This window comes from Microlunatus capsulatus, assembly GCF_017876495.1.
GTDB classification, from domain to species: domain Bacteria; phylum Actinomycetota; class Actinomycetes; order Propionibacteriales; family Propionibacteriaceae; genus Microlunatus; species Microlunatus capsulatus.
This window is the reverse complement of the sequence record NZ_JAGIOB010000001.1, coordinates 3,528,381-3,551,521: the sequence shown is the minus strand read 5'-3', so window position 1 is coordinate 3,551,521 and position 23,141 is coordinate 3,528,381. Positions and strand designations below refer to the sequence as shown.

Below are 23,141 nucleotides of genomic sequence, written 5' to 3'. Positions count from 1 at the left end.
CCGTCCCGGGGGCCCGGCCGGGGCGAACGCTCAGGCCTGCGGGGAGATCTCGTCCCGCTCCGCCGCCGCCGCCTCGCGGGCCGCGGCCTCCTTCGCCGCCGGGGCGTAGAGGTCGACGTACTCCTGGCCGGAGAGCTCCATGATCGCGTACATGATCTCGTCGGTGACCGAGCGCAGGATGAAGCGGTCGCCCTCCATGCCCTCGTAGCGCGAGAAGTCCAGCGGCGTGCCGAACCGGACGGTCGGGCTGACGATCTTGGTGATGATCTTGCCCGGGGGCGCGATGACGTCGGTGCCGATCACCGCGGTGGGGATCACCGGCACCTTGGCCAGCAGGGCCATCCGGGCGACGCCGGTCCGGCCCTTGTAGAGCCGGCCGTCGTGGCTGCGGGTGCCCTCGGGGTAGATGCCGAAGAGCTCGCCGCGCTCCAGCACCTTGAGCCCGGCCCGCAGGGCGCCCTCGCTGGCGCGACCGCCGGTGCGGTCGATCGGCACCTGGCCGGTGCCGGCGAAGAAGCGGCGCTGCGCCCAGCCCTTGACCCCGACGCCGGTGAAGTAGTCGGACTTGGCCACGAAGGTCACCCGGCGGTCGAGGACCAGCGGCATGAACAGCCAGTCGGCGAAGGACAGGTGGTTGCTGGCCAGGATGGCCGGGCCCGTGCTGGGGACGTTCTCCACGCCCTCGGCCACCGGCCGGAAGATCTTGTCGATGGCGGGGCCGAGCAGGACGTTCTTCAGCACCCAGTAGATGCCGCGACCGCCGCCGCGACCGCGCTCCAGGCTCACCCGGCCGTCGGCCGAGACCGAGACCAGGTCCGTGGGCGGCGGCGCGGCCGGGTCGTCCCCGCCGGGCTCGCCGGCGGCGGGGCCGTCCGCGCGGGCGCTGCGGCTCACGGCGTCCTGCTCACGGGTGGACCTGCTCGTCCACCGGAGGCAGCGGGGCCGGGACCGGCGGCACGGGACGGCCGGCGCCGGGCCGCTCCAGCACGGTGGTCTCGAAGACCCGGCCCTCGGCGGCCGCGCTCTTCACCGAGGAGGCGTAGGCGTCGACGTAGGTCTGGCCCGAGAGCTCCTGGACCGCCGCCATGATCTCGTCCGTCACGTACCGCAGCACGTCGCGGTCGTTGCCCGCGCCGGCGTAGCGGTCGAAGTCCAGCGGCTCGCCGATGCGGACACCGGGCCGGCGCATCACCGGAATGCCGAGCAGCGGCAGGCGGACGAACTGCGTGTCCACCACGCCGATCGGGAGCACCGGCACGCGCGCCTGCAGCACCAGCCGGGCGACGCCCGTCTTGCCCTTGTGCAGCCGGCCGTCGGGCGAGCGGGTGCCCTCGGGGAAGATGCCCAGCAGGTCGCCGCGCTCCAGCACGCCCAGCACGCCGGTCATGCTCGTGGCGCTGGCCCGGCCGCCGGAGCGGTCGAGGGGCAGCATGCCGACGCCCTCCAGGAACCACTTGAGCACGCGCCCCCGCAGGCCGGTGCCCGCGAAGGCCTCGGCCTTGGCCGGGAAGGTGAGCCGCCGCGGGATCAGCGCGGGGATCAGGTAGGTGTCGCCCGCCGAGATGTGGTTGGCCACCAGGATCGCCGGACCCGACGACGGGACGTTCTCCTTCCCCTCGATCCAGGGCCGGAAGGCCACCTTGATCACGGGGACGAAGAGGAACCACTTCAGCACCCAGTAGAGCAACCCGACCTCCGCTTTCCCAGCGCTCCGTGGCCGGGGAGAGGCCCTCCGCCGGTCGAGGAGACGGGCTGAGCCTAGTGGTCCGCACCCGGCGGTGCCGACCTGGTGCGCGCCACGGACGCGCGCCGACCTGGTGCGCGCCGCGGGCGCGGGGCCGGGGCGTCGCGCCACCGGCCCCTTCCGTGGCAGCATGCCCGCGTGAGCCCAGACGCCCCGGTGCGCCCGAGCGGCCCGGGACCCGCCGCCACCCCGTCGGCGTCGTCCCCGGCGCGCGGCCTGCTCGCCCGGCTGACCGGCTACGGGCGGCCGGGCGGCCCGCCCCCGACGTCGGCCCCCGTCAAGCCGCAGGCCGCGCCCTACGTCGGCGGCTCGGGCGCCGTCGGCGTCCTGCTCCTGCACGGGTTCACGGGGGCGCCCTACTCCGTGCGGCCCTGGGCCGCGCACCTGGAGGCGGAGGGGTTCGCCGTCGCCGTGCCCCGGCTGCCCGGTCACGGCACCAGCTGGCAGGAGCTGAACCGGACGGCGTGGACCGACTGGTACGCCGCGGCCGAGCGGGCCTTCGTCGACCTCGGCCGGCGGTGCGAGCGGGTCGCCGTCGCCGGGCTGTCGATGGGCGGCGCGCTGGCCCTGCGGCTGGCCGAGCAGCACGGGGACGCGGTGGCGGCGCTGTCGCTGGTGAACCCCTGCATCAACATCACCGACCCGCGGATCCGCTTCTCCCGGCTGCTCAGCGTGGTCCCGTCGTTTCCGGGCATCGCCGACGACATCGCGAAGCCCGGCGAGGGCGAGTTCGGCTACACCCGCAACCCGCTCCGCGCGCTGCACTCCCAGACCGCCCTGTGGGCCGACGTCCGCGACCACCTGGACCGGGTGACCGCGCCGACCCAGGTGCACTGGTCGCGCCAGGACCACGTCGTCGACCCCTCCTCGCTGGCGCTGCTGCGGGCCGGCCTGCGGACCGCCGGGCTGGAGGTCGTCGTGCTGGAGCGCAGCTACCATGTAGCCACGCTGGACTACGACGCGGAGGACATCTTCCGCGGCTCCGCGGACTTCTTCCGCCGACACGTGGGGGACCGAGCATGACCAGGCCGAGCGAGGACGACCGCGCCGAGATCGACCGCGCCTTCGCGGAGATGATGGCCGGCTACCACCTCACCGCCGAGCGGCCCTCCGACGTCACCAGCGGCGACGGCACGGGTGGCGGGACCACCGTCGCCGAGCCGCCCGCCGACGCCCCGGCCGGCGACGAGCCCGACCGCCGATGGGAGCAGGTCCCGCTCTTCCAGTTCCCCGTCGAGGACGAGCCCCGGCCCGAGCCGGAGCCGGTCGAGGAGGAGCCCGAGCCCTACGTGCCCGAGCCGATGCCGCCGCTCGACCCGCCGGCGCTGCCGGCGCTGCTCGGCTGGCTGGGCATCGGCTGGGCCGCGCTCGTGGTCCTCGCCGCCGCCTTCGGCGCCCGCTTCCCCGGCTGGGTCGGCTGGGTCGCCGTGCTCGGCTTCCTCGGCGGCTTCGCCGTCCTGGTCACCCGGCTCCCGCGGAACCGTCCGCCCGGGTCCGGCGACGGCGCGGTCCTCTAGCGCACCCGCACTCCGGGCCCCGGCCGGCGGGCACGCGTCAGATCCGGGCGGCCCAGCGCTCCCGGCGGGCGCGACGACGTCGGGTCTTGAGCTTGCGGCGGCGCGGCCAGAAGCCGAAGCGGGCCGAGTCGGGCGGCTCCACCATGGCGTGCCGGGCGAGGTCCGCGGCGCCGATGAGGCCGGCGTCGTTGCGGAAGTGCGCCAGCTCCAGCCGGGCCTCCTCCCGGAAGCCGCGGCCGGTCAGCGTCCGGCTGAACGCCTGCCGGGCGGGCAGCAGCAGCAGGTCCCCGGCCGCGCTCACCCCGCCGCCGATGACGACGACCTCGGGGTCGAGGGCGGCGGCGAGGTTGGCGATCCCGCGGCCCAGCCAGGTGCCGACGTCGGCCAGCAGCTCGATCGAGTTGGGCTCGCCCGCGATGGCCGCGGCGGTGACGTCGGGTCCGGTGATCTTGTCCGGGTCACCGCCCACCATCTCCAGCAGCCGGTAGGCCGTCGGGGAGTTGGTCCGGGCCAGCGCCCGCGCCTCGCGGACCAGGGAGTTGCCGGACGCGTACTGCTCCCAGCAGCCGCGGTTGCCGCACTCGCACCAGTGGCCGTCGGGGACGGCGATCATGTGCCCCCACTCCCCCGCCATCCCGTAGGTGCCGCGGAAGAGCTGGCGGTTGATGACCAGGCCGCCGCCGATGCCGGTGCCCAGGGTGATGCAGACCATCACCGACGAGCCGCGGCCGGCGCCGAACCGGTACTCCGACCAGGCGGCGGCGTTGGCGTCGTTGTCGACGATGAGAGGCAGGTCGACGCGCTCGGCCAGCCGCGCCTTCAGCGGCTCCGAGCGCCAGGCCAGGTGCGGGGAGAAGCGGACGACCGCCTGCTCGTTGTCGACCCAGCCGGCGGCGCCGATGCCCACCGACTCGACGCGGTGCCGCGACCGCAGCTGGCCGACGAGCCGGACGATGGCGTCCTCGACGGCGACCGGGCTGTGCGAGGGGGTGGGCTCCTGCAGCCGCTCGAGGATCCCGCCCTGCTCGTCCACGACGCCGGCCGCGACCTTGGTGCCGCCGATGTCGATGCCGATGCTCAGCACCGGGGGCGCGGGCCGGGGAGCCGGGCGGCGCAGGCCGGCTCCCGGCGGGGTGGTCAGCCCTCCACCCGGCGCTTGAGGCCCCGCAGGGCGCCGTCGATGATCGTCTTCTCGGCCTTGCGGCGGAACATCCCGATCATCGGCAGGTTGGCGTCGACGGTCAGCCGGTAGGTCACCGTGCTGCCGGCGCCCCGGGGCTCGACGGCGTAGGAGCCGTCCATCGTCTTGAGCAGGTGGCCCTCGACGAGCCGCCAGCTGACGAGCGCCGGGGCCCACGTGTAGCGGAGCACGTAGTCGTCCTTGACCACCGGGTGGTCGAGCACCATCCGGACCGTCTCGGGCCGGCCGTCCTCGCTGGTCAGCACCTCGGCGCTGCTCATCGAGTCGACCCAGGCGGGGTACTGCTCGACGTCGGAGATGACGGCCATCACCGCCTCGGGCGGTGCGGCGATGTCGATGGACCCGCTCGTCTGGTCGGCCACGTCCAGCCTCTCCCCGGGTCCGTCGGCCGCCCCGATGGGCGGCACCGCTCCTGCTGAGGGACCACGATGCGCTGCTGAGGATACCGGCTGGGGTCCTCGCCGGCGCACGGCCGGACCGGCGTCAGCCCAGGGCCAGCGCGGCGCGCAGGGTGGCCCGGGCGGCGTCGGCGCCGAAGCGGGCGGCGACGTGCTCCCGGCCCGCCGCGCCCAGGGCGGCGGCGCGGTCCGGGTCCTGGAGCAGCGGCAGCAGCACCGCGGCGAGGGCACCCGGGTCGTCGGGGTCGACGACGGCGCCGGTCCGGCCCTCGACCACCGTCTCCGGGGCGCCGCCGGACCGCCCGACGACGACAGCCAGGCCGCAGGCCGCCGCCTCCACGGCGGCGAGCCCGAGCCCCTCGGCGTAGAGCCCGCCCCACCGGCTCCGCACGGGCAGCGCGAACACCCGGGCCGCCCGGAGCTCGGCGAGGACCTGCTCCCGCGGCACCGCGCCGGTCAGCCGGACGGTGCCCGCCAGCCCGAGCCCGCTCACCAGCGCTTCGAGGGCCGGCCGCTGCGGCCCGTCGCCCACGAGGACGAGCTCGGGCCGGGCCTGGCCCCCCGGCCAGCCGGCCAGCACGTCGCGCCACGCCCGGAGCAGGGTGTCGAAGCCCTTCTGCCGGACGAAGCGCCCGACGGCGACGCAGCGGAGCGCCTCGGGCCGCAGGGCCGGCCCCGGCGCTGGCCCGAAGCGGGCGAGGTCGACCGGGGGCGGCAGCCGCAGCAGCCGCGCGCGGGCGGCCGGGCTCAGGGCGGCGCCGACCGCGGCCGTCGTGAAGTCGGAGATCGTCGTCAGGTGGTCGCACGCGTCGCCGACCCGCCGGAGCGCCGCTCGGGCGCCCGGGACCAGCGACCACCACACCTCGTGGCCGTGCGTGAGCGCGACGACGTGCCGGGCGCCGGCCCGCCGCAGCGCCGGCGCGAGCAGCCCGAGCGGGGCGGCCGCCCCGAACAGCACCCGGTCGGCGCCGGAGCGCCGCAGCAGCTCGGCGGCCTCGCGAGCGACGGCGGGGGTGGGCAGCAGCAGCCCGCCCCGGCGGACCACCGGGTAGGGCCGCCCGGCATCGGTCGCGGCCGCGCCGGGCGGCCCGGACGTGAGCACGACGACGTCGTCGTCCAGCAGGGTGCAGAGGTCGGCGACGAAGGACTCGATGCCCCCGATGCGCGGCGGGAAGTCGTTCGTGACGACGAGGGTGCGCGGCACCTCAGCCCCCTGCCTGCCGCACCAGGGCGGCGCGCCAGCCGGCGGTGAACCGCGGCTCGTCGGTGCCGAGCACGTCCTGCAGCGCCGCGTCCAGGCCCTGCCCGCCGTCGACGGCGGTGTAGAGCCGCTGCAGGTCCTCCGCCGACCAGGTGTCGACGACGTGCCGGCACGCCGTCCAGGCCTCGGCGTAGCTGACGGCGAGGTCGTCGGCCCCGGCGAGGAACGCCTCGTCGCCGGGCAGGGCGTCCGGGGCTCCCCCGGCCCGGACCCGGGCCAGCAGCGGTCCGGCCACCCCGGCAGCGGCGTCGGGGTGCGCGGCCAGCGCGACCTCGTCGGCGAGGCCCTCGACGAGCCAGGTGGGGGCCGGTGAGTCGACCGACCGGGTGGCGACGTGCACCGTCTCGTGGGTGAGCACGACGGCGACGCCCAGCGGGGCCAGCGCGCGGCTGACCTCGGGGTTGACGACCACCCGCAGCGCCGCGTCGGCCGGTCCCTCCGCGAGCGCGACGGCGGCGATGCCGGCGTAGCTGCCCGGCTCGGCCCCCAGCACCGCCTCGAAGGCGGCCCGGCTGGCCGGCACCTCGACGACGAGAGCGCCGTCCCAGTCCGCGGCCGCACCGGCGCCCACCCGCTCCCGCACCACGGCGGCGGCGGCGACCGCGCGGTCCAGCCAGGCCGGAGCGGGCTGGCCGGACCCGACGACGACGGTCACGCCGGAGCGGGCGGCCGCGGTCACCGGACCCGTCCACCAGACCGGCTGCGGGCGGTGCGCGTCGTCGGGGTCGTCGGGGTCCGCCGGCGCGGCGGTGCCGGCGAGCCGGGGACGACCGCCGTCGGGGGCGAAGGTGAGCCAGACGGTGTGCTCGGCGGTCGCGGTCTCGCCGGTGAGCCGCCAGCGGACAGCGGCCCGCTGCTGCCAGGCGTCGGCGCCCAGCACCGCCGCGACCCGGCTGGTCACCGGCTCGCGACGGGGGTCGAGCCGGATCTCGAGGAGGTCCCAGGGCAGGGCCGACAGGTTGCCGTAGAGCGCCCGGGCCCGGTCGGCGAAGGAGGGGTCTGCCGTGCTGACGCCGGCGTCGAAGCCGGCCCGGTCACCGGCCCGGCCGGCGCGCAGCAGGCCGTCGACCAGGGACTGCGCGGCGGAGTCGGCGGCGACCGACGCGGTCGGGACCGCGGGGGGTGGCGCAGGGGCGGGTCCGGTGCCGCAGCCGGCCAGCAGCAACGCGAACGCGCCGGCCAGCGCCCCGAGGGGACGCGACCGGCGCGGGGCGGTGCGGGGGACGGTCAGCCCGGGCGACGAGCCCCGGCCCACGGCATCGAGTCGACGTCGGCGTACTTGACGCTGCTGCGGGAGTTCGGGGCGTGGATGATCTGGCCGCCGCCGACGTACAGGGCCACGTGGGTGATGCCGCTGTAGTAGAAGACGAGGTCGCCGGGCTGCAGCGCGTCGCGGCTGACGGACCGGCCGACGCCGATCTGGGTCTGCGAAGTGCGCGGCAGCGTGACGCCGACGGCCTTCCACGCCGCCCCGGTGAGCCCGGAGCAGTCGTAGGCGGCCGGGCCGGTGGCGCCGAAGCGGTAGGGCTTGCCCAGCTGGGACTTCGCGAAGGCGACCGCCTTGGCCCCGCGGCTGCTGCCGCTGACGGCGGCGGTGCCAGACGTCGTGTCGGTGGTGGTGCTGGTGGTCCCCGTGCCCGTGGTGCCCGAGCCCGTGCTCGACGCCTTCTCGGCCGCCTCGGCCTTGGCCCTGGCCTCGTCGGCCGCCTTCTTCTCGGCGGCGGCGATGGCGGCCCGCTCGGCCTCGGTGAGCCGGGCCAGCACCTTCTTGGACTCGGCGACCTTGGCGTCGGACTCGGCCCGCAGGGCGGCGAGCTGCTTCTCCTGCTCGGCCAGCGTCGCGAGGTCGGTCTCGCTGGAGTGCTGGAGCTCGGCCAGCGCGGCCTGCTGCTCCTGGAAGTCCTGGAGGACGGTGTTCTGGTTCTCGCTGACTTTCTCGACCGTCGAGATCTGGCTCATGAAGTTGTCGGAGTCGGAGTTGAAGAAGATCTGCGCGGCGGTGTCGACGTTCCGGTTCTGGAACTGCGCCAGCGCGACCTGGCCGACCTGGCGCTTGACCTGCGCGACCTTGGCCGTCTGCACCTTCACGTCGACCTGCTTGGCGGCCAGCTTGGCGCGACCGGCGTCGAGCTCCTGCTTGACCCCGACCCACTCCTGGTCGATGGCGGAGGCCTCGACCTCCAGCTGCTCGATCTGGGCCTTCGCCTCGGCGATCGTCACGGCCGTCGGCGCGGCCGACGCGCTCGTGGTCGCGGGGATGAAGCTCGCGACCGTCAGCGCCAGCGTGGACAGCCCGATGACGGACTTCCGCACGGTCCGGGAGCTCCGGACGGCGCGGGAGCGCAGGTCGTCGTGGTCAGCCTCGCGGCGGCGTGAGGTCAAGCGTGCTCTCCCTTGTGTCGTCACCAGCCGGTGTCCCGACGGCTCGTCCCTCGGGCGTCGGCCCCGGACCCCAGTCGGTCAGAGCTTCAAGTGTACGTCACGGTGCACCTGCCGGGTCGGCTTCCACCGGACCCGTCGACTCGTCCCGGAGTCGGGTGACACCTTAGGTCACGGTCAGGTCACAGGCAAACGGCTCGGCGGCTCAGGCGTAGTCCTGCCAGCGGAGCGGGCTCTGGCTGGCCTGGCCGCGACGGGCGCCGGGCACCAGCCGCAGCGGGGGCACCAGCCCCTGGTCGGCGAGCGCGGAGAGCGCGGCCTGCTCGTCGTCGTCCAGGTCGACGCCCTGGGGCGGCGACCCCAGCAGCACGCTGATCACGCAGTCGCCGCAGGCCGCCGGGCCCCGGGCCACGCAGCTCGCGCAGTCCACATGCAGCACGTCCATCTCGTTCTCCTCCGCCTCGGGTCCCCGCGCCGGTCCGGCGGCTGCCGTCCCGTCGTGGGGGCTCATGTCCACCCCCGCGTCGAGAACTGTGCGGGAGGGGTCTGACACTTTTCCCGTGGACACCACCCCGGACCCGCCGGCCGCGACCTACTCCCACGGCCACCACGCCTCGGTGCTGCGCTCCCACCGCTGGCGGACCGCGGAGAACTCGGCCGCCCACCTGCTCCCCCACCTGCGACCCGGGCTGCGGCTCCTCGACGTCGGCTCGGGCGCCGGGACCATCACCGCCGACCTGGCCGCCCTGCTGGCTCCCGGCGAGGTCGTCGGGCTGGACAGCGCCGCCGCGGCCGTCGAGGCGACCACGGCGCTGGCCGCCGAGCGCGGGCTCCCGAACCTCCGCGCCGTGCAGGGCAGCGCCTACGACCTGGCCGCCGCGGGCGGGGGCTTCGACGTCGTCCACGCCCACCAGGTGCTCCAGCACCTGGCCGACCCGGTGGTCGCGCTGCGGGCGATGGCCGCCGCCTGCGGGCCCGACGGCCTGGTCGCCGTCCGCGACGCCGACTACGCCGCCATGACCTGGTACCCCGAGGACGCCGGCCTGAGCCGCTGGCTCGAGCTCTACCGCGCCGTCGCCCGCGCCAACGGCGGCGAGCCCGACGCCGGCCGCCGGCTGGCCGGCTGGGCCCGGGACGCCGGCCTGCGCACCGTGTCCGCGTCCGCCTCCGTCTGGTGCTTCGCCACCCCCGAGGACCTGGGCTGGTGGAGCACCACCTGGGCCGAGCGGCTGACGGCGTCGGCCTTCGGCCGCCAGGGCGTCGAGCTGGGCCTCACCGACGCCGGCGAGCTCGACCGGCTGGCCGCGGCCTGGCGGGCCTGGGGGCAGCGCGACGGCGCCTGGTTCGCCGTGCTGCACGGCGACCTGCTGGCCCGCCCCTGATCCCGCGCCGCCCGCTCCCCGGGCCCGACCCGGAACCAGCCCGCTCCCGGCGCCGCCGGTGCTGGTCCCCGGCGGGTAGGGTCGCGCCGCGGTCGTCCGGTCACCGGCGCGCCCGCGGTCCGCGTCGCCCCGGGGAGGGCACCGCGGCCAGGCAGAGCCGATCTCGGGGGAGACATGGCCAAGGCACGTCGCGCGAAGGCCCGGCCCAGCCGGGTGGTGGTCCCGGTGCTGGCCGTGGCGGTGGTCGCCGCGGGGGTGGTCGGCTGGCAGCTCCGCCCCGACCCGCAGCCGGCCCGGCCCACCGCCGCCAGCACCCCCGTCGTCGCCGGTCCGACCCCGTCCCGCAGCGCGACGCCGACCGCCGACCCCGCCGCCGCCGCGGCGCTGGAGGGCTGCCGCGCGCTCGTCGCGGCCGGCGACGCCGTGGTGGCGGCCGCCCGGACCGGCGTCGGGCACTGGGCCGAGCACGTGCAGGCGCAGACCGACGCGGACGAGCAGCGCGTCTCCGTCGCCGAGATGGACGGCATCTTCGCCCGCACCCGGCTGGCCGGCCCGGCCGACCTGGAGCGCTGGGACGACGCCCGCGAGGCGCACGACGACGCCGACGGCGCCTGCGCGGCGGTCGACGGGGCGGCACCGGCGCAGACGAGCGCTCTGCAGCGCTGCGCGGACCGCGACGACGCCCAGCGCGAGCTGGTGCGGGCGGCCGGGCCGGCGATGGGCGCCTGGCGCGACCACCTGCAGGACATGATGCGCTCGCGGATGGAGGACGTCCCCGACGCCGAGCAGGTCTGGCTGGACGCCTGGCGGGCCGCTCCCCCGGCCATCGAGGCCTTCGAGGAGGCCGAGCGGGCCTACGACCCGCCCCGCTGCTGACCCCGCCGCGCCGGGCGCCGGTGCCGCCGGGTCGTCGACGGAGAACTGTCAGCGGCCGTCCCTAGGGTTCCCGTCGTGGCACCCGGACTCCCCCTGCAGGCCTCCTTCGAGGACCTCGGCACCCCCCTGGCCGACGTGACCTTCTGCGTCGTGGACCTGGAGACCACCGGCGGCGCCGAGACCGACCGGATCACCGAGATCGGCGCCGTCAAGGTGCGCGGCGGGGTGGTGCTGGGCGAGTTCCAGACGCTGGTGAACCCGCGGGCGCACATCCCGCCGCTGATCGCCGTGCTCACCGGCATCACCAACGCGATGGTCGCCGCGGCCCCCGGGCTCCCCGAGGTGCTGCCCGCCTTCCTGGCCTTCGCCGAGGGCTGCGTGGTCGTCGCCCACAACGCCCCGTTCGACACCGGCTTCCTGCGCCGGGCCTGCGCCTCCCTGGACTACCCGGCGCCCCGCTGGGCGGTCGTCGACACCGCCACCCTCGCGCGGCAGATCCTGCTGCGCGACGAGGTGCGCAACTGCAAGCTCGGCACGCTCGCGGCCCACTTCCGGGCCGCCGTCACCCCCGACCACCGGGCGCTGACCGACGCCCGGGCCACCGTCGACGTGCTGCACGGGCTGATGGAGCGCGTCGGCAACCTGGGCGTGCACACCCTGGAGGACCTCCACGAGTTCCAGCGGAAGGTCTCCCCGCAGCGCCGCGCCAAGCGCACCTGGGCGACCGACCTGCCGGAGGAGCCCGGCGTCTACCTCTTCGTCTCCGAGCACGAGGGCGAGCGGCAGGTGCTCTACGTCGGCAAGTCGAAGAACATCCGCACCCGGGTGCGCACCTACTTCACCGCGGCCGAGAAGCGGCCCCGGATGGAGGAGATGGTGCGGGTGGCCACCGGCGTGGAGCCGGTGCCGTGCGCCACGCCGCTGCAGGCCGAGGTGGTCGAGCTGCGGCTGATCGCCGCCCACGCCCCCCGCTACAACCGGCGCTCCAAGTTCCCCGAGCGCGTGCAGTGGGTGAAGGTCACCGACGAGGCGTTCCCCCGGCTCTCGGTCGTGCGGGCCGTCAAGGACGACGGCGCCACCTACTTCGGCCCCTTCTCCCGGCGGCAGGCGGCCGAGGACGTGCTGCTCGCCGTCTACGACAGCTTCCCGCTGCGCCAGTGCACGCCGCGGCTCAGCCTCGCCGGCACCGGCACGGCGTGCGCGCTGGCCGGGATGGGCCGGTGCTGCGCGCCCTGCGACGGCAGCATCTCGCGCGAGGCGTACGGCGCGGTGGTCGAGCAGGTGCGCGACGTGCTGGCCCGGGACGCCCGGCCGGCCGTGGCCGGGGTGTCCCACCGGCTCGTCCGGCTCGTCGACCAGGAGCGCTTCGAGGAGGCCGCCACCATCCGCCGGCGGCTGGAGACCCTGACCCGGACCGGGGCCCGCTACCACCGGGTGCGCGCCCTGGCCGGCTGCCCCGAGATCGTCGCCGCCCGCCGCGAGGGGGCCGGCTGGGAGATCCACGTCATCCGGTACGGCCGGCTGGCTGCCGCGGGGGTCGCCCGGCCGCACGACGTGCCCCAGGCCGTCGCCCGCGCCCTGCGCGCCACCGCCGAGACGGTGACCCCGGCGCCGGCGCCGCTGCCGGCGGCGACGATCGAGGAGACCGAGCGGATCGCCGACTGGCTGGAGCGGCCCGGCGTCCGGCTGATGGAGGTGACCGGGGACTGGATGTGGCCGCTGCACGCGGTGGTCGACCACACGAGCCTCGTCGAGCACGCGCTCGGCGCGCGGCGCACCCCGGCGCCGCCGGCCGCGCTCGCCCTAGGGTGAGCCCGTGCCCGATTCGCTCGACCACCTCCGCCACGTCACCGCCGAGACCACCCGGTTCCGCGCGGTGCTCGCCGGCGTCGACCCGGCCGCTCCCGTCCCCACCTGCCCGGGCTGGGACGCCGACGACCTGCTGTGGCACCTCACCGAGGTCCAGTCCTTCTGGGGCCGGGTGGTCCAGCAGCGCTGCACCGACCCCGACCAGCTCACGGGTCCCGACCCGGCCCGACCCGCCGACCGGGACGCCCTGCTGGCCCTGTCCCGGGACAGCACCGACGCGCTGGCCCGGACCTTGCGCCGCACCCCCGCCGGCACGCCGGTCTGGACCTGGGCCGACGACCAGAGCGCCGGGTTCGTCCTCCGCCGGCAGGCGCACGAGGCCCTCGTGCACCGCGTCGACGCCGAGTGCACGGCCGGCGACCGCACCCCGCTGGACCCGGCCCTGGCCGCCGACGGGGTCGACGAGGCGCTGCGCGTGATGTTCGGCGGTGCGCCGGCCGGCGCGGAGCTCGCGGTCGACGCGGCGGCGACGGTCCGGCTGCGCTGCACCGACACCGGCGACAGCTGGCTGGTCCGGCTGGCCCGGGTCAGCGACGCCGACGACCCCGCGGCCGACGGCCCGACGCTCGACGTCGCGGCGGAGGACCACGGGCTCCCGACGGCGGCCACCGTGTCGGCGGGCGCCGGCGACCTGGACTGCTGGCTGTGGGGGCGCCCGCCGCTCGGCGACGTGGAGCTGGCGGGCGACGTCGCGGTCCTCGCCGGGCTGCGGGAGGTCGTCGCGACGGGCATCAGCTGAGCGGCCCCGGCCGGTGGCGGGGCGGCCCCTAGGATGAGCGCCATGGTCACCGCCATCGTGTTCGTCAAGGCCGAGGTCGCCCGCATCCCCGAGGTGGCCGAGGCCATCGCCGCCCTCAGCGGCGTCAGCGAGGTGTACTCGGTGACGGGGGCGATCGACCTCATCGCGCTGATCCGCGTGGCGCAGCACGACCAGGTGGCCGACGTCGTGGCCGACAGCCTCAACAAGGTGCCCGGGGTGCTGAGCACCGAGACCCACATCGCCTTCCGGGCCTACTCCGCGCACGACCTCGAGGCGGCGTTCTCCCTTGGCGGCTGAGCAGCCGGTGCCGGGCCCTCGACGCGCGAGGACCCGGCCGAGGCTGTCCGACCGGGCCCTCACGGCGCTGGTCGCCGTCCTGCTGGTGGTGCTGCTGGCCACCCTCGTGGGGGGCTGGCTGACGCTGCGCTCCCCCGGGCTGGACCCGGTCCCGCTGCCCTCGGTCAGCCAGGCCTGAGAGCCCGGCCCGCAGCCCGCCTCAGAGGAGGCTGAGCCGCAGGGCCACGGCCACCGCGCACAGCACGACCACGCCCGCCAGGCCGGCGACCTGCAGCAGCGACCGGCGCCGGCGCGGGGCGTGGGCCAGGACCCACCCGGTCAGGGCGCCGACGAGGATGCCGCCGACGAGGGTCAGCCAGCCGAGGCCGTTGAAGCCGACCAGCACGGCGTAGAGCACGAGCAGCAGGAGCAGCCCGAGGTCGCCGCGGACGTCCTCGCCCGCCTTGCGCTTGCCGATCGCGTTCGCGGCCAGCAGGCCCACCACGGCGGCCGAGGCCGCGTAGGCGCCGCCGTAGGGCGGCCCCAGGACGAAGTAGAGCGTCGTCCCGCCCAGCCCGGCGGTGAGGTAGAGCGCCGCGAAGCGCCAGGAGCCCAGCTCGGACTCCAGCGCCCGACCGGCCAGCCACAGCACGGCGAGGTTCATCAGCACGCCGAAGAAGCTGCCGGACGTCAGCGACGCGGTCACCAGGCGCCAGACCTGGCCGCCGGCGACCGCGCTGCTGTCCAGGACGAGCAGCCGCGTGGCCAGGCTGCCGGACACGAAGTCGAGCAGCCAGACCACGACCAGGGCGCCCATCAGCACCTTGGTGACGACGGAGCCGCCCGCGCCGGCGGCAGCGCCGAAGCGCGTCCGCGCCGGCCGGGTGGAGGCCCGGCCCCGGTCGATGCACCTCGGGCACTGGAACCCCACCGAGGCCGGCTCCATGCACTCGCCGCAGATCGGCTTGCCGCAGCGCTGGCAGCTGATGCCGGTCATCCGCTCGGGATGGCGGTAGCAGCCGACGAAGCCGGGCGGCGAGAAGTCGGGCCCGGTGGGGTTCGCGCTCACCCGGTGATGTCGACGGACTCGATCACGACGTCGTCGACGGGGCGGTCGTTGCGCCCGGTGCGGACGGCGCCGATGGCGTCGACGACGTCCCGGCTGGCCTGGTCGGCCACCTCGCCGAAGATCGTGTGGCGGCGGTTCAGGTGCGGCGTCGGGCCGAGGGTGATGAAGAACTGCGAGCCGTTGGTGCCGGGGCCGGCGTTCGCCATGGCCAGCAGGTAGGGCTTGGAGAAGGCGAGCTCGGGGTGGAACTCGTCGGCGAAGGTGTAGCCCGGGCCGCCGGTGCCGGTGCCGAGCGGGTCGCCGCCCTGGATCATGAAGCCCTCGATGATCCGGTGGAAGATGACGCCGTCGTAGAACTTGCCGGTCGTCGAGGCGCCGGTGCGGGCGTCGGTGTACTCCTGGGTGCCGGTCGCGAGGCCCACGAAGTTGGCGACGGTCTTCGGGGCGTGGTCGCCGAAGAGGTTGATCGTGATGTCGCCGCGGTTGGTGTGGAGGATGGCGGTCTGTGCCACGTCAGCACCTTTCCTGTGTCGTCGTTCCTGGTCGTTTCCGCCGGCCATCCTCCCAGACGCCGCCAACCGGGGCCGCGTCGACGCCGCCCCGCCCGGCCGGCCGCACCCGCAGCGGCGGTACGCTGCCCGTCACGGCGAACCGGTAGTCGCCCGTGCACACAACGGAGGAAACGTGAAGCGAAAGAACCGCGTCGACGCCGCTCGGAGCAAGGTCCCGGCCGTCGCCGACAGCATCGCCACCACCACGACGGAGAAGATCGTCCCGCTGGCCCAGTCCGCCGCCGAGCGGGTGGCCCCGCTCGCCCAGGGCGTGGCCGCCAAGGCCGTGCCGCTGGCCCAGCAGGCGTACGAGAAGGCGGCCCCGCTCGCCGCCGGCGCCGCGGCCGCCGCCGTCCCGCTGGCCCACCAGGCCTACGAGAAGGCCGCCCCGCTCGCCGCCGGCGCCGCAGCCGCCGCCGTCCCGCTGGCCCACCAGGCCTACGAGAAGGCCGCCCCCCTGGCCGGCCAGGCCGTCGGGGCCGTCGCCCCCTACGCGCACGCCGCCGCCGACAAGGTGGCGCCGTTCACCGAGGCCGCCTCGCACCGCATCGCCCCCGTCGTCGCCGGTGGCGCCGCCCTGGCGCACGAGGCCGCCGAGCGGGTCGGCCCGGCCCTCGGGTCGGCGCGCGACCACATCTCCGACGACCTGCTGCCGAAGGTGGGTACCGCGCTGAGCGCTGCTGCCGCCTCGCCGCTGGCCGTCGAGGTCGCCAAGCGCGGCCGGGCCACCGCCGCCGCCGCCCGCGGCGAGCTGAGCCTGCCGGAGGACAAGAAGGGCGGCAGCTGGGTCAAGCGGATCGCCGTCGTCGCCGCCCTCGCCGGGGTCGCGGTCGTGGTCGTCCGCAAGCTCCTCGGCACCAGCCAGGACTCGGGCTGGCAGGCGGCCCGGCCGTCGACGCCGGCCCCCGCCCCCACGACCCCCGCCCCCGCGACCCCCGCCGCGCCGGCCCCGGTGAGCACCGAGACCGACACCGCCACCACGGTGGAGCCGGGCGTGGCCGCCGCCGACCTGCCCGTGGTCGACGACGAGCCCACGACCACCGGGACCACCCCGGCGGACAGCCAGTACGGCGAGGGCTCCTACGTCGGCGACGAGCCGCCGGAGGGCTTCGTCATCAAGGGCAACGAGAACTCGATGAAGTACCACCTCCCCGACGGCGGCGGCTACGGCCCGACCGTCGCGGAGGTCTGGTTCAACAGCGAGGAGGCCGCGGAGCGCGCCGGCTTCACCCGCGCCCAGGGCTGAGCACCCCCACCGAGCGCCTGCACCACCGGAGGGCCGGTCCCGCACCCGCGGGGCCGGCCCTCCGCCGCGTCCGGAGCCGTCCGCACGCTCCGGCCGCACGTCGTCCGCCGCTGCCGTTAACAACGCCACCCCGTCGCGGGCCCTCCCGGGTGAGGACCACGACCAGGAGGACGAGATGGTGGCAGGAGCAGCGCCCTGGGTGGAGGCCGGACCGTTCCGGGCCCACCTGCGGCACCTGATGGACGTCGGCGGCCTGAGCACGACGGAGGTGGCCGTGCTGGCCGGTGTCCCGCCGCGGATGGCGACGTCGCTGCTCGGCGGCCGGGCCGGCCGGCCCGTCCGCCGGATCAGCGCCGAGAACGCGCGGGCCCTGATCCGGGTGGGGGCGGCCGACGTGCGGTCGCTGCGGACCCGGCAGGTGCCGGCGACGGAGTCCCGGGCCCGGCTCCGACGGCTGCTCGCCCGGCACGGCGGCCCGGCGGCGCTGGCCGAGGAGCTCGGGGTGGCGGCGTCGGCCCTCGCCGAGCTGGCCCGGCCGGGGACGGCCTGGTGCAGCGCGCTGCTCGCCCTCCGGCTGCTGACGGCGTCGCGGACGACGCTGGCCGGTGCGGTCGAGGCCCCGCCCGAGCTGCTCCGGACGGCGGCGTGAGCGTTCGACGGGCCGACGGACGACCCCCTCCCCACCGCCTCCGTAGGATCGGCGGGTGACCCCGGCGCAGCTGCTCGTCTGCACCGTCGTGCTCGTCACCGGGCTGGGGACCGCGCTGGCCACCGGACCGCTGCTGCGCTGGCTGCCCGAGCCGGCCGACCCGGACCCGCCCGGCTACGCCCGGCTGCCGACCCCGCGCTTCGTGCTGGGGGTGGGGCTCACCTCCGGGCTCGCCGCCGCCGTGGCCTGGACGGCGCTGCCGCTGCCCGTGCAGCCGCTGTGGACCGTGCTCGCCACCGGCGGCGTCCTGCTGGCGGCGGTCGACCTCGCGACCACCTGGCTGCCGCTGCGGCTGGTGCACATCACCTGGGCCGCGATGGCCGTCGCCGCCCTGGCCGGTGCCTCCCTGGGCGGCAGCTGGGAGCAGCTGGGCCGCAGCGCCGTCGGGGCGGCCGTCGCGGGCGGGCTGTACCTGGGGGTGTGGACGGTCTCCCGCGGGGGTTTCGGCTTCGGGGACGTCCGGTACGCCCCGCTGCTCGGGGCCGCCGCGGCGGCGGTCGGCTGGCCGCTGCTGCTGCTCGCCCTGCTGGCGGGCACGCTCGTCGGCGGGGTGGTCGGGGTGGTCCGGCTGGTGCGACGGCGGGGCGGCAGCTTCGCCTACGCGCCCTCGATGCTGGTGGGGGCCTACCTGGCAGCGCTGAGCCGGTGGCCGGGCTGAGGCGTCAGGCGGGCACCGGGGCCGCGGCCGTCAGCACGTAGAGCAGGGCACGGCCGTAGGCGTCCGCCGCCACCGGCTCCGCGTCGGTGTGGTGGGCCCGGCCCGGACCGCTGACGGTGACGACGTAGCCCTCCGGCGTGGCGTCCAGGGAGAGGAACCACGAGCCGACGAGCTCGCGGAGCTGCTCCTCGCGCGGCAGCCAGACCACCGCGTCCGCCTCCACCGAGTCGAGCGCCCACTCCGTCGTGCCGTTGAAGTGGAAGCGCGTCTCGCCCTGCTGGTGCACCCGCTCCACGACCATGTCGCTCACGGTGAACACGGACTCGGCGATCTCCTCCCGCGGGATGTAGAACTGGTCGCCGTTCTGCGGGGTCCAGGACAGCAGCGGGGCGAGGGCGGCAGCCAGGTCGCGCGAGATCACCCGTGCAGTATGGCGCGGGCCCCCCAGCCGCCGGTCAGGACCGGGGCCGGGGGCGGGCGGCCCGGCTAGGCTCGCCCGGTGAGCGCTGCCCCGCGGCCCGGCTGGTACCCCGACCCCGCCGGCACGCCCGACCTGTACCGGTGGTGGGACGGCGGCGACTGGACCGAGGCCATCAGCGAGTCGCCCCGCGCCCCCAGCCCGCGGCTGCACTCCCCCGCCCGCCCGCAGGACGACCTCGTCCGCCGCCGGGCCTCGCCCTTCCGGACCGTGGTGGCCCTGCTCGTCTGCCTCGCCCTGTTCCTCAGCGCCACCGTGGGGCTCGGCCTGGCCATCTGGGGGGACGGCCCCGGGGTCCAGCGCGGTGCCCGCTCGCCCGGCGTCGCCGCACCGGCGGACAGCACCGGCGGCAGCGCCGCCGTCGGCCGGCTCGACCAGGCCACCGGGCTGGCGAGCGTCGGGCCGGTCTCGATGACGCTGCCCGGTGCCCCCTACCGGACCCGTCCCGACCCCGCCCGGCTGCCCGGGGTGCTCGACGCCTGCTTCCTGGCCTGGGCCCCGGTGCACACCCGGTCCACCGGGTCGGCCCCCTGGACCGCCGCGGTGCTGCTCGGCCGGCTGCACCCCGACGTCGGGGCCGGCCGCGACCTCGAGGAGCGGGCGCGCGCGGCGACCGCCGAGCTCGGTCGCCGGCTCTTCTCCACCACCACCACCCGCGTCGCCGACGTCCGGGTCGCCGAGCACGCGGTCGACGGGCGCACCGGGGTGCGGGTGACCGCGCAGGTGCACTACCGGGTGGCCGGGCTGCCCAGCCGCTACGACGACCTGACGGCGGTCCTCGTCGGCCTGGACGACGGCTCGGTGGTGCTGGCGGCGACGGCGGTGCCCGACGACGCCGACCCGCAGCTGGCCGGGCTGGCCGCGGCCGCGCTGGCCTCGCTCGCCGTCAGCTGAGGGCGAGCGCGCGGGTCACGTCGACCCACCGGTCCAGCGTCTCGGCGGCCCGGCCCGAGGCGATCGCGTCCTCCGCCACCGCCAGCTGCTCGGCGAGCTGCTCGGTGAGCCGTTCCGGCTCCGGGCCCGCGAAGGCGACCAGCGTCGCGGCCGCGTTCAGCACCACGACGTCGTGCACCGGCCCGGGACGCCCGGCCAGCACGTCGCGCACCACCTGCGCGTTGTGGGCGGGGTCTCCGCCGGTGAGGTCGTCCGGGTCGGCCCGGGGCAGGCCCAGGTCGCGGGGGTCCAGCGCCGTCTCCGTGACGGCACCGCCGGTGTGCACCCACACCCGCGAGCTCGTCGTGGTCGTCAGCTCGTCGAGGCCGTCGCCGCCGTGCACCACCAGGCCCTGGTGGCCGCGCGCGGCGAAGACACCGGCGACCAGCGCCGCCATCCGCCCGTCGGCGACGCCGACGGCCTGCGCGCCGGGCTGGGCCGGGTTGGTCAGCGGGCCCAGGTAGTTGAACGTCGTGGGGATGCCGAGCTCGCGGCGCACGGGCCCGGCGTGCCGCAGCGCCGGGTGGTAGTGCGGGGCGAAGAGGAAGACGATGCCGGCGCGGTCGGCCACCTCCTGCTGGGCCTCGGGCGGCAGGTCGAGGGCGACCCCGAGCGCCTCGAGGACGTCGGCGGAGCCGCACGCGGACGATGCGGCGCGGTTGCCGTGCTTGACCACCCGGGCGCCCGCGCCGGCGGCGACGAGCGCGGCCATCGTCGAGATGTTGACGGTGTTGGAGCGGTCCCCGCCCGAGCCGACGACGTCGACGGCCGCGCCGCCGATCTCGACGGGCGTCGCGAAGTCCAGCATGGTGTCGGCCAGCCCGGCGATCTCCTCCACCGTCTCGCCCTTGGCCCGCAGGGCCACGACGAAGGCGGCGATCTGCGCGGGCGTCGCCGCGCCGCCGAGGATCTGCTCCATCGCCCAGGCCGTGGACGCCCGGCTCTGGTCGCGGCCCTGGACGAGAGCGCCGAGCAGGTCGGGCCAGCCCGTCACCCGGGGCGCGCCGGGGCCGGCGTCCCCTCCTGCCGCCGCCACGTCAGACCGCGGCCGGGGCGTCCGAGGACGCCGCGGCGGAGCGCAGCAGGCCGGCCACGACGGCCGGCAGCCGCACGGGGTCGACCGGGTGGCCCAGGACGCCGTCGGCCCGCGACCAGGTCGCGAGCCAGGCGTCGTCGCGCCGCCCGGTGAGCACCAGCACGGGCGGGCAGCGGAAGACCTCGTCCTTGAGCTGACGGCACAGGCCCATCCCGCCGGGCACGGCCTCGCCGTCGAGGATCGCGAGGTCGATGCCGCCCTTGTCCATGGCCGTGATGACCGCGGGCTGGGTGGCGACCTCGAGCACCTGCACCGGCAGGTCGCGGGCGACCTTGCGGCCCAGCGCCAGCCGGATGTTCTCGCGGGTCAGCCGGTCGGAGGCGTAGAGCAGGATGGTGGCCACCTCGGCGGACGGCTGCGGGGTGCTGCTCATGGCGTCGATCGTCTCCACTCTCCTCGGACGGCGGGCACGAGCCTAGCGCCCCGGGGCCCCGGGGCCGGCTCGCACCACGGGCGTCGGCCCGGCCCGTCCGGCCCGCCGCGATACTGGTCCCGTGCAGCTGCGAGGCGTGACCCCGAGCCGCGACCGCGTCGTCCCCGCCGCGGCCGCGGTGGTGCTCGTCGTCGTCGGGGCCCTGCTCCCCTACCTGCGGATGCAGTACCTCAACTTCACCGTGCAGACCGTCGACGCCCGGCTCACCCTCTTCCCGGCCGCCACCCTGGTCCGCGGCATCGACCCGCTCTGGCTGCCGGCGGCCCAGGTGGACCGGCTGCCGCTGGCGCTCAACGTGTTCAACCTCGGCGCCTCGATGCACCAGGTCGCCGCCGTGGTCGCCGTGCTGGTCTGCTGGGCCCTGCTGCCCGACGAGGTCAACAAGTTCTTCTGGTGGCCGCTGCACCTCGCGGGCTGGGCGCTCGCGCTGGGCGTCGTCCCCCTGCTGGTGGGCCTCGGCATGCTCCGCTCGGCCGGTGCGGTCGTCGGCGTCGGACCCGGCTGGGCGCCGCTGACGCTCGCCGGCGTGGTGATCCTCGTCTCCACCTTCCGCGCGCGTCCACGCCTGGACACCTACGGCGGCATCTGACCTGACGGGGCCCGCGGGCCCCGCACAGTCCGGACCGGGCCGCGCCCCAGGGTGACGGGTGCGGGTCGTGAGGCAATAATGTGCCCGTGGCCATTCACACGCACGCCGTCTCCGGCTCGATGACCAAGCCGGAAGGTGCCCTGCACCGGATCCCCCAGTCACGTCTGCGGGGTCGTCCCGGCCGCCCGGACATGGTCGCCGTCGGCACCATCGTCTGGCTCGCCTCGGAGCTGATGTTCTTCGCGGCGCTGTTCGCGGCGTACTTCACGATCCGCAACGTGACGAACTCCCAGGCGGCGGGTGGCGGCTTCGAGAGCCTGTGGGACCAGAGCACCGAGATGCTCAACGTCCCCTTCGCCATCATCAACACGAGCGTGCTGGTGGCCAGCTCCTTCACCTGCCAGATGGGCGTCTTCGCCGCCGAGCGCGGCCAGGTGTCGCGCGCGGGCGGGCTGCTGGCGCTGGGCAAGTGGGGCCTGCGCGAGTGGTACATCCTCACCTTCGTCATGGGCGCCTTCTTCATCGGCGGCCAGACCTTCGAGTACGCGGAGCTGATCTCGGAGGGCCTGACCCTGTCCTCCGACGTCTACGGCTCGGTGTTCTACCTGGCCACGGGCTTCCACGGGCTGCACGTCACGGGCGGCCTGATCGCCTTCGTGCTCCTGCTGGGCCGCACCTACCTGGCCCGGACGTTCACCCACGAGCAGGCCGTCAGCGCTGTCGTGGTGTCCTACTACTGGCACTTCGTCGACGTCGTCTGGATCGCTCTCTTCGGCGTGATCTACCTGCTGCGCTGACCCGGATCCGCGGACCCCGCGCCGCATCCGCCACGCATCCCACAACCGAATACCTGACAAGCCCCGCAGAGCAAGAGCGATCATCCTGAGAGGGACCTTCACGTGCGATTCCTGTCCTCCCGACGACGGCACCCGGCAGCCAAGGCGCTGCTGCTGGTGCTGGGGCTCTTCGTCATGGGCGCCCTCTACACGGTGATGGCTCCCGCCGGCCAGTCCTCAGCCGACACCGGCACCAGCCAGCAGGTGGAGGAGGGCCGCGCGCTCTTCGCCGTCGGCTGCTCCTCCTGCCACGGCCTGAACGGCGAGGGCCAGGCCAGCGGGGAGATCCAGGGCCCGCCGCTGGCCGGCGTCGGCGCCGCGTCCGTGGAGTTCCAGGTCGGGACCGGCCGCATGCCGATGGCCCGCCCCGAGGCTCAGGCCCCCGTGAAGCAGAACCGGTACACCCCCGAGGAGGTGGCCGCGCTCGCCGCCTTCGTCGCGACGCTGGGCCCCGGCCCCGAGATCCCGGACCCGTCGCAGTACGACCCGGCCGGCGTCAGCGAGGAGGACATCGCCCGCGGCGGTGAGCTCTTCCGCACCAACTGCTCGGCCTGCCACAACTTCGAGGGCGCCGGCGGCGCGCTGCCGGGCGGCAAGTACGCCCCCTCGCTCTACGGCGTCAGCAACCAGCACATCTACGAGGCGCTAATCACCGGACCGCAGCAGATGCCGGTGTTCTCCGACGGCGTGCTCAAGCCCGAGGACAAGCGGGCGATCATCGCCTACCTCAACACGCTGCACGAGGAGCCCAGCCAGGGCGGTCTGACCCTCGGCGGGCTCGGCCCGGTGAGCGAGGGCCTCTGGTCCTGGATCATCGGCATCGGCGGGCTGTCGGCCATCGCCGTCTGGATCGCAGCGAAGGGAACGAAGGCGAAGTGAG

Annotated in this window: 28 protein-coding genes; 15 read left to right on the top strand and 13 right to left on the bottom strand. The window is 76.1% G+C overall.

Annotated features, from left to right (window positions below; all coding sequences use genetic code 11):
- Positions 1-30 precede the first annotated feature (30 nt).
- The gene (locus JOF54_RS16475; RefSeq protein ID WP_372443526.1) at positions 31-786 is read right to left on the bottom strand and encodes a lysophospholipid acyltransferase family protein; all 756 of its coding nucleotides are present in this window, start codon (positions 784-786) and stop codon (positions 31-33) included.
- 118 nt (positions 787-904) lie between these two features.
- Positions 905-1,687, bottom strand: a complete 783-nt coding sequence (locus tag JOF54_RS16470) for a lysophospholipid acyltransferase family protein (RefSeq protein WP_210057783.1) — start codon at positions 1,685-1,687, stop codon at positions 905-907.
- Between the two features lie 195 nt (positions 1,688-1,882).
- Between JOF54_RS16470 and JOF54_RS16465 the strand changes: the two genes are divergently transcribed.
- On the top strand, positions 1,883-2,767 hold the full coding sequence (locus tag JOF54_RS16465; RefSeq protein ID WP_307804285.1) for an alpha/beta hydrolase: 885 nt from the start codon (positions 1,883-1,885) through the stop codon (positions 2,765-2,767).
- Positions 2,764-3,261, top strand: coding sequence for a hypothetical protein (locus tag JOF54_RS16460; RefSeq protein ID WP_210057781.1), 498 nt, complete (start codon positions 2,764-2,766; stop codon positions 3,259-3,261). The genes JOF54_RS16465 and JOF54_RS16460 overlap by 4 nt, the downstream gene beginning before the upstream one ends.
- 37 nt (positions 3,262-3,298) lie before the next feature.
- Here JOF54_RS16460 and JOF54_RS16455 read toward each other — a convergent pair whose 3' ends face one another.
- The 6 genes from JOF54_RS16455 to JOF54_RS16430 form a co-directional block, all read right to left on the bottom strand.
- Positions 3,299-4,345, bottom strand: coding sequence for an ROK family glucokinase (locus tag JOF54_RS16455; protein ID WP_210057778.1), 1,047 nt, complete (start codon positions 4,343-4,345; stop codon positions 3,299-3,301).
- Between the two features lie 53 nt (positions 4,346-4,398).
- Positions 4,399-4,824: an SRPBCC family protein gene (locus tag JOF54_RS16450; protein ID WP_210057769.1), complete on the bottom strand. Its 426-nt coding sequence runs from the start codon at positions 4,822-4,824 to the stop codon at positions 4,399-4,401.
- A gap of 121 nt (positions 4,825-4,945) precedes the next feature.
- Positions 4,946-6,064 carry a glycosyltransferase family 4 protein gene (locus tag JOF54_RS16445; RefSeq protein WP_210057767.1) on the bottom strand — a complete coding sequence of 373 codons (1,119 nt, stop codon included), beginning with the start codon at positions 6,062-6,064 and terminating at the stop codon, positions 4,946-4,948.
- A 1-nt stretch (position 6,065) separates the two neighbouring features.
- A complete protein-coding gene (locus JOF54_RS22005; RefSeq protein WP_210057764.1) occupies positions 6,066-7,376 on the bottom strand; it encodes a gluzincin family metallopeptidase in 1,311 nt (436 codons plus the stop codon).
- A complete protein-coding gene (locus tag JOF54_RS16435) occupies positions 7,349-8,503 on the bottom strand; it encodes a C40 family peptidase (RefSeq protein WP_210057762.1) in 1,155 nt (384 codons plus the stop codon). Before JOF54_RS16435 ends, JOF54_RS22005 begins: the two co-directional genes overlap by 28 nt.
- A gap of 202 nt (positions 8,504-8,705) precedes the next feature.
- A complete protein-coding gene (locus tag JOF54_RS16430) occupies positions 8,706-8,945 on the bottom strand; it encodes a hypothetical protein (RefSeq protein ID WP_344018994.1) in 240 nt (79 codons plus the stop codon).
- Between the two features lie 115 nt (positions 8,946-9,060).
- Here JOF54_RS16430 and JOF54_RS16425 point away from each other — a divergent pair, with 115 nt between their 5' ends.
- The 6 genes from JOF54_RS16425 to JOF54_RS16400 all read left to right on the top strand — a co-directional run bounded on the left by JOF54_RS16425 (position 9,061) and on the right by JOF54_RS16400 (position 13,862).
- Positions 9,061-9,882, top strand: a complete 822-nt coding sequence (locus JOF54_RS16425; RefSeq protein ID WP_307804281.1) for a methyltransferase domain-containing protein — start codon at positions 9,061-9,063, stop codon at positions 9,880-9,882.
- Positions 9,883-10,056: 174 nt separating this feature from the next.
- Entirely contained in the window at positions 10,057-10,758 is a 702-nt protein-coding gene (locus JOF54_RS16420; protein ID WP_210057758.1) for a hypothetical protein, read from the top strand.
- Between the two features lie 75 nt (positions 10,759-10,833).
- Positions 10,834-12,570 (top strand): DEDD exonuclease domain-containing protein, encoded by a 1,737-nt coding sequence (locus tag JOF54_RS16415; protein WP_210057756.1) that lies wholly within the window; start codon positions 10,834-10,836, stop codon positions 12,568-12,570.
- A 4-nt stretch (positions 12,571-12,574) separates the two neighbouring features.
- Positions 12,575-13,366, top strand: coding sequence for a maleylpyruvate isomerase family mycothiol-dependent enzyme (locus JOF54_RS16410; protein WP_210057754.1), 792 nt, complete (start codon positions 12,575-12,577; stop codon positions 13,364-13,366).
- Between the two features lie 42 nt (positions 13,367-13,408).
- Positions 13,409-13,684, top strand: a complete 276-nt coding sequence (locus tag JOF54_RS16405) for an Lrp/AsnC family transcriptional regulator (protein WP_091410713.1) — start codon at positions 13,409-13,411, stop codon at positions 13,682-13,684.
- Between the two features lie 7 nt (positions 13,685-13,691).
- A complete protein-coding gene (locus JOF54_RS16400) occupies positions 13,692-13,862 on the top strand; it encodes a hypothetical protein (RefSeq protein ID WP_210057752.1) in 171 nt (56 codons plus the stop codon).
- Positions 13,863-13,883: 21 nt separating this feature from the next.
- On the opposite strand, the gene JOF54_RS16395 is transcribed toward JOF54_RS16400, so the two are convergent.
- Entirely contained in the window at positions 13,884-14,732 is an 849-nt protein-coding gene (locus JOF54_RS16395) for a rhomboid family intramembrane serine protease (RefSeq protein ID WP_210057750.1), read from the bottom strand.
- Positions 14,729-15,244 (bottom strand): peptidylprolyl isomerase, encoded by a 516-nt coding sequence (locus JOF54_RS16390; RefSeq protein ID WP_210057747.1) that lies wholly within the window; start codon positions 15,242-15,244, stop codon positions 14,729-14,731. The genes JOF54_RS16395 and JOF54_RS16390 overlap by 4 nt, the downstream gene beginning before the upstream one ends.
- Before the next feature lie 172 nt (positions 15,245-15,416).
- On the opposite strand from JOF54_RS16390, the gene JOF54_RS16385 reads away from it, so the two are divergent.
- The 3 genes from JOF54_RS16385 to JOF54_RS21195 all read left to right on the top strand — a co-directional run bounded on the left by JOF54_RS16385 (position 15,417) and on the right by JOF54_RS21195 (position 17,896).
- Entirely contained in the window at positions 15,417-16,529 is a 1,113-nt protein-coding gene (locus tag JOF54_RS16385) for a sunset domain-containing protein (RefSeq protein ID WP_210059763.1), read from the top strand.
- A 175-nt stretch (positions 16,530-16,704) separates the two neighbouring features.
- Positions 16,705-17,178, top strand: coding sequence for a hypothetical protein (locus tag JOF54_RS16380; protein ID WP_210057745.1), 474 nt, complete (start codon positions 16,705-16,707; stop codon positions 17,176-17,178).
- Positions 17,179-17,233: 55 nt separating this feature from the next.
- Entirely contained in the window at positions 17,234-17,896 is a 663-nt protein-coding gene (locus JOF54_RS21195; protein ID WP_210057743.1) for a prepilin peptidase, read from the top strand.
- Between the two features lie 4 nt (positions 17,897-17,900).
- Here the strand turns inward: JOF54_RS21195 and JOF54_RS16370 are convergent, their stop codons facing one another.
- The gene (locus JOF54_RS16370) at positions 17,901-18,317 is read right to left on the bottom strand and encodes a pilus assembly protein CpaE (RefSeq protein WP_210057740.1); all 417 of its coding nucleotides are present in this window, start codon (positions 18,315-18,317) and stop codon (positions 17,901-17,903) included.
- 78 nt (positions 18,318-18,395) lie between these two features.
- Between JOF54_RS16370 and JOF54_RS16365 the strand changes: the two genes are divergently transcribed.
- Positions 18,396-19,268, top strand: a complete 873-nt coding sequence (locus JOF54_RS16365; RefSeq protein WP_210057738.1) for a DUF2510 domain-containing protein — start codon at positions 18,396-18,398, stop codon at positions 19,266-19,268.
- Here the strand turns inward: JOF54_RS16365 and trpD are convergent.
- Together trpD and JOF54_RS16355 are read right to left on the bottom strand one after the other, a co-directional pair.
- A complete protein-coding gene (trpD, locus tag JOF54_RS16360; RefSeq protein ID WP_307804278.1) occupies positions 19,261-20,343 on the bottom strand; it encodes an anthranilate phosphoribosyltransferase in 1,083 nt (360 codons plus the stop codon). The genes JOF54_RS16365 and trpD overlap by 8 nt on opposite strands.
- A gap of 1 nt (position 20,344) precedes the next feature.
- On the bottom strand, positions 20,345-20,776 hold the full coding sequence (locus JOF54_RS16355; RefSeq protein ID WP_210057736.1) for a response regulator: 432 nt from the start codon (positions 20,774-20,776) through the stop codon (positions 20,345-20,347).
- A 121-nt stretch (positions 20,777-20,897) separates the two neighbouring features.
- On the opposite strand from JOF54_RS16355, the gene JOF54_RS16350 reads away from it, so the two are divergent.
- From JOF54_RS16350 to qcrC, 3 genes are all read left to right on the top strand, one after another.
- Positions 20,898-21,425: a hypothetical protein gene (locus tag JOF54_RS16350; protein ID WP_210057735.1), complete on the top strand. Its 528-nt coding sequence runs from the start codon at positions 20,898-20,900 to the stop codon at positions 21,423-21,425.
- Between the two features lie 86 nt (positions 21,426-21,511).
- The gene (ctaE, locus tag JOF54_RS16345) at positions 21,512-22,222 is read left to right on the top strand and encodes an aa3-type cytochrome oxidase subunit III (RefSeq protein WP_443673989.1); all 711 of its coding nucleotides are present in this window, start codon (positions 21,512-21,514) and stop codon (positions 22,220-22,222) included.
- 102 nt (positions 22,223-22,324) lie between these two features.
- The gene (qcrC, locus tag JOF54_RS16340; RefSeq protein ID WP_210057733.1) at positions 22,325-23,140 is read left to right on the top strand and encodes a cytochrome bc1 complex diheme cytochrome c subunit; all 816 of its coding nucleotides are present in this window, start codon (positions 22,325-22,327) and stop codon (positions 23,138-23,140) included.
- Position 23,141 lies beyond the last annotated feature (1 nt).

Bases quoted from the DNA above. Each gene is read 5' to 3' on its own strand.
- JOF54_RS16460 (WP_210057781.1), top strand. From the start codon at position 2,764: ATGACCAGGCCGAGCGAGGACGACCGCGCCGAGATCGACCGCGCCTTC.
- JOF54_RS16430 (WP_344018994.1), bottom strand. From the start codon at position 8,945: ATGGACGTGCTGCATGTGGACTGCGCGAGCTGCGTGGCCCGGGGCCCG.
- JOF54_RS16420 (WP_210057758.1), top strand. From the start codon at position 10,057: ATGGCCAAGGCACGTCGCGCGAAGGCCCGGCCCAGCCGGGTGGTGGTC.
- JOF54_RS16405 (WP_091410713.1), top strand. From the start codon at position 13,409: ATGGTCACCGCCATCGTGTTCGTCAAGGCCGAGGTCGCCCGCATCCCC.
- JOF54_RS16380 (WP_210057745.1), top strand. From the start codon at position 16,705: ATGGTGGCAGGAGCAGCGCCCTGGGTGGAGGCCGGACCGTTCCGGGCC.
- JOF54_RS16355 (WP_210057736.1), bottom strand. From the start codon at position 20,776: ATGAGCAGCACCCCGCAGCCGTCCGCCGAGGTGGCCACCATCCTGCTC.